The organism is Promicromonospora kroppenstedtii DSM 19349 (assembly GCF_000515355.1).
GTDB lineage: Bacteria > Actinomycetota > Actinomycetes > Actinomycetales > Cellulomonadaceae > Promicromonospora > Promicromonospora kroppenstedtii.
Genome location: NZ_KI911753.1, coordinates 2,365 through 7,097, shown reverse-complemented (window position 1 = coordinate 7,097; position 4,733 = coordinate 2,365). Strand labels below are relative to the sequence as shown.

Here is a 4,733-nt window from a genome sequence, read left to right as displayed (position 1 = left end):
GCCGTCGTCGCCGGAGCCCTCTCCGGCCGCCCCGCTCCCGCTCGGCGAGGCGGACGGCTCGGGCTCGTCCAGGACGACCTCCTCCGGCGGCTCGTCCGCGGCGACGCGCGCGAAGATCTCCGCGGCCTCCGGGCCCCAGCCGAGCCCGCTGACGCCGTTCTCAGTCGTGTCGTACACCGGCACCTTCGTCATGATGATGTTGCGCTTCTCGATCTCGCGCAGGGACCACGCCAGGCCGGCCACGCTGCCCGGGTTGGCGATCGCCGGGTCGGCGCTCAGCGAGCCGAGGGCCGCGTTGATCAGGCGGAACGTCTTGGTCGGGTCCGCGAGCGTCTCGGCGGACAGGATCTGGCGGAACGTCGCGTTGATGAACGCCTGCTGCCGCTCGATGCGGGTCAGGTCGCTGCCCAGCTCCAGGCCCATGCCCGTGCCCTTGCGGACGCGGAGGAACTGGATCGCCGTCTTGCCGTCGAGCCGGTTCTCGCCCGCGGGCAGGTCGATCCGCGCCGACCGCGGGTCGCCGTGGAGCGCCTCGGGCAGGCACATCTTCACGCCGCCGATCGCGTCGACGACGTCGATCACGCCGTTCATCTTGACGACGGCGTGGTTGGTCACCGTGACGCCGGTGATCGCGTTGACCGTGTTGATGGTGCAGGCTGCGGCGTGCTTGAGGTCCGTGCCGCCGCTGCCGACGGTGAACGAGGCGTTGAACTTGTCCCGGTAGGGCTGCGACTGGCTGCCGTCGGGGAGCTTGCACGACGGGATGTCCACGAACGTGTCGCGGGGCAGCGAGACGATCTCCATCCACTGCCGGTCCGCGGAGATGTGCACGAGCATGGTCGTGTCGGAGCGCATACCGTCGACGACGCCGCCGATGTCCGCGTTGGAGCCGTCGCGAATGTCCGTGCCCATGAGGAGCAGGTTGACGGCCTGGTCCTTGAACGGGTCGGACGGGTCCTTGGGCTCGACGACCTCGGTCACCAGGCCGTCGAGGTCCTGGACCTCGATCTGCGAGATCGCGTTGTGGTACGCCGTGGCGGCCGCCGCGGAACCGAACGCCATCGCACCCACCACGCTCATGGTCACGGTGCGGACCACGAACATCTTCCGCCAGCTCCGCACGTGTCTGGGCTGGCGCTCCCCCGAACGCGCGTGCCGGGGAACCCCAGGAATTATCTCGCCGACAGGTCGCACTGCCGTCCAGAAGTCACTCGCCACGCAACGGAGAGTAGGGCCTCAAAGCGACAATCGTGTAACTAAGTCGAGCCGTTCCCAGGCGGCGTCCAGGCGATGCCAGGGTCCGGGGAGCGCCGATCAGTCCGCGCAGACCCCCGGCAGCAGCGACGGCGACGGCGAGGAGCTGGGGCTGCCCGACGGCGTCGCGCCGTCGTCGTCGGCGGATCCGGAACCCGTGGCGTCGTCCGAGGCGCCGTCGGAGGAACCGCCCGAACCGCCCTTGGAGGGCTTGCCGGACGAGCCGGAGCCCGGGGCGGGGGTCTCGTGGCCCGGCGGCGGCTCGTCGGCGGCGAGACGCTCCCAGATCGCCGTGGCGTCCGCCGTCCAGACCACCCGGTTGGGATCGGCCGGGGCGGCCACCACGGGCAGCTCGGTGAACACGATCTCGGACGGGTCGATGTCGCGGATGCTGAACGCCAGGCCGGCGAGCGCCGCGGGGTCTGCCAGGCCGGGGTCGGCGGAGATGGCGCGCAGCACCGCCTCGATGGTGCGGTACAGGCGCGGCGAGTTGGTCACGACGTTCTGGTCCAGGATCTGGCGCACGAGGGCGTCGACGAACGCCTGCTGCCGGTCGATCCGGGTGAGGTCGCTGCCCTGCTCCAGGCCCAGGCCGGTGCCGTGCCGGGCGCGCAGGAAGCCGATCGCCTGCCGGCCGTCGAGGGTCTGCTCGCCGGCCGGCAGCTCGAACCGGCCGTACGCCGGGTTCTGGACGAGCGGCTCGGGCAGGCACATGCGCACCCCACCGAGCGCCTCGACGACCTCGACCACGCCGTCCATCTTGACGACCATGTGGTTGGTGATCGGTACGCCGGTGAGCGTCTGCACGGTCGAGATGGTGCAGGCCGCGGCGTAGGTGAGGTCCTCGGCCGCGCCGCCGCCGATCGTGAACGCGCTGTTGAACATGCCGTAGGTGGCGCCGGACTCGGAGCCGTCGGGAAGCTTGCACGCCGGGATGTCGACCAGCGAGTCGCGCGGGATCGACACCACCTCGATGCGTGACCGGTCGCCGGAGACGTGCACCAGCATCGTGGTGTCCGAGCGCATGCCGCCGTCGCCCGCCCCGGCGATCTCGGTGTTCTCGCCGCCGCGCAGATCGGTGCCCAGCACGAGGATGTTGAGGCTGCGGCCGGTGAACGGGTCGTCGGGATCCACGGACGGCGTCGGGCCCTTGACGAGACCCGAGACGTCGCTGACGCCGATCTGCTGCTTCAGGTCGAGATAGGCGGCCGTGCCACCCACGGCGACGAGCACGAGCGCGCCGACGACGATGAGCGCCGCGACGCGGGCGGCGCGATGACTTCGCTGGTGACGGAGGTGCCGGGGCACATAGGGAGCATAAGCATGTACCCCGGCACGGGGCCTGTTAAGTCACCCGGGGTTCACCTGACCGCGGCGGCCCCGAGGTCCGGGTTGTCCGAGAAGAACCCGTCCAGTCCGGCGTCCAGGAAGACGCGGATCTCGCCGGCGAGGTCACCGATCCCGTTCGGGTCGGTCGACGAGCGGAACTCGGCCGGGAGGAACTGGTTCTCGCGGCGGAAGGTCCAGGTGTGGACCTCGAGGCCCGCACGGTGGGCGTCGCGGATCACGCTGGTCGGCTCGGCGAGCGTGCCGTCCGCCTCGCGCGGGATCAGCACGTTCTTCTCGGCGCCGATCCCGTCGGCGTAGCGGGCGATCTCGCGCAGGCCCTGCCGGGTGACGAGGTCCGCGTAGGTGCGGGGGTCGCCGGCGGCCACGAGGTCGTAGGGCGCGCCGCTGCCGCTGACGAGCTGGCCCAGGGGCACGTCGGTGAGCTCGTCGAGCTCTCTGAGGTTGCCCACCTCGAAGGACTGCACGATCACCGGGGCGTCCCGGTGGTCGAACCCGTTGCGACGCAGCTCGGCCACCAGCGGCTCCTCCAGGGACAGGCCCACCGAGTCGAAGTAGGTGGGGTGCTTGGTCTCGGGGTAGACGCCGACGGGCGCGCCGTCGCAGGTGCGGCTGTTGCGCGCCAGGTCGAGCACCTCGTCGAGCGTGGGGACCAGGTAGAGGCCGTCGAACGCCGTGTTCTGGGGCCGAGCCTGCGGCAGGCGCTCCTTGGCACGCAGGGTGCGCAGCTCGGCGAGCGTGAAGTCCTCGGTGAACCAGCCGGTGATCCGGGTGCCGTCGATGGTCTTGGTGGTGCGGCGGCCCGCGAACTCGGCGTGCGCGGCGACGTCGGTGGTGCCGCTGATCTCGTTCTCGTGCCGGGCGACCAGCACGCCGTCCTTGGTGGAGACCACGTCGGGCTCGATGTAGTCGGCACACTGGTTGATGGCCGTCTCGTAGGCGGCGAGCGTGTGCTCCGGCCGGTAGCCGGAGGCCCCGCGGTGCCCGACGACGGTGACGCCGTCGTCGGTGACGCGCTTCCTCCTGAGGTCGACCAGCGCCATCTCGGTGTCGTCCGGGGTGCCGGTGACCCGCGCGTCGTTACCGGGGTAGTTGTTGTCGTTGCCGATCAGGAGCGTGTCCTCGTCGACGAACAGGACGGTCTCGAAGGACTGCACGGGCAGGGCGAACGTCTCGCCCAGGCCGTAGCCCTCCCCCGCGTCGATGCCGCGCGGGTTGTCGATGCGCAGCGCGTCCACGACGAGCTCCTTGCGGACGAACCCGTCGCGGTCCCTCGTTCCCAGGTCGATCTCGTAGACGCGCTTGGTGACCGCCTGGTCGCCCTCGAAGTCGTCGCGCTCGATGAGCAGCATCGTGTCGCGGCCCGTGGCGAAGGCGTCGCCGATGACGTCGGCGGGCTGATCGGTCTGGTACGCCCAGCGCTTGCCCGTGTACTCGCCCTTGCGGGTGTCGAACTGGTAGATCCAGCGGCGGCGCGGGTCGGCGTCGTCGGCCAGCGCGCCCTCGACCACCGGGTAGAGGTAACGACCGACGCCGGCCATGGCCTCGAAGCCGCGACTACTGCCGACGTTCGGCTGCTCGCCGGGCTCCAGGTACGGGTTGCCCGGCGACTTGCCGTCGGGGAACGGGTAGGGCGCCTCCAGCAGCGTGCCGTCGGCGGCGAAGTGCAGCAGGAACGGGCCGAACTCCTCGCCCACCCAGAACGTTCCGTCGGCCGCGCGGACGAGGGACTCGACGTCGAAGTCGGCGCCCGTGAGCAGCCGGTCGGCGGTGTCCTCGTTGACGATGTCGAAGTCGAGCACGTGGTCGCGGTCGTTGTACTCGACGACGTCGAGCACCTTGATCTCGCCGTCGCCCGAGCCGCGGCGGTTCGTGTCCCACTGCGGGCGCACCAGGTAGTTGCGCAGCAGGAAGTCGGCGGAGTTGCCCTTGGCGCCGAAGCCGTTGTCGGGCTGGGCCCAGAACGTGCCGTCGTGGTTGTCGACCATCGCGGAGAAGCCGGGGATCACCTGGCCGTCCCAGGGACCCTGCCGGCCGTTGCCGGGGCTGGCCGCGGCGCCCGACGGCGGACCCTCGGCCAGGTAGCCGGCGGACAGGGTGGCGCGGCCGGCGAGGGTCGCGGTGAGGTGGGT

At 71.1% G+C, this 4,733-nt stretch carries 3 protein-coding genes; all 3 read right to left on the bottom strand.

The features are described from left to right. Positions 1-1,218: LCP family protein (locus PROKR_RS25955; protein WP_169736592.1), on the bottom strand; the 1,218-nt coding region annotated here is incomplete at its 3' end. 96 nt (positions 1,219-1,314) lie between these two features. Next, positions 1,315-2,562: an LCP family protein gene (locus PROKR_RS25950; protein ID WP_036969489.1), complete on the bottom strand. Its 1,248-nt coding sequence runs from the start codon at positions 2,560-2,562 to the stop codon at positions 1,315-1,317. A gap of 53 nt (positions 2,563-2,615) precedes the next feature. After that, positions 2,616-4,733: esterase-like activity of phytase family protein (locus tag PROKR_RS31060; protein WP_051433379.1), on the bottom strand; the 2,118-nt coding region annotated here is incomplete at its 5' end.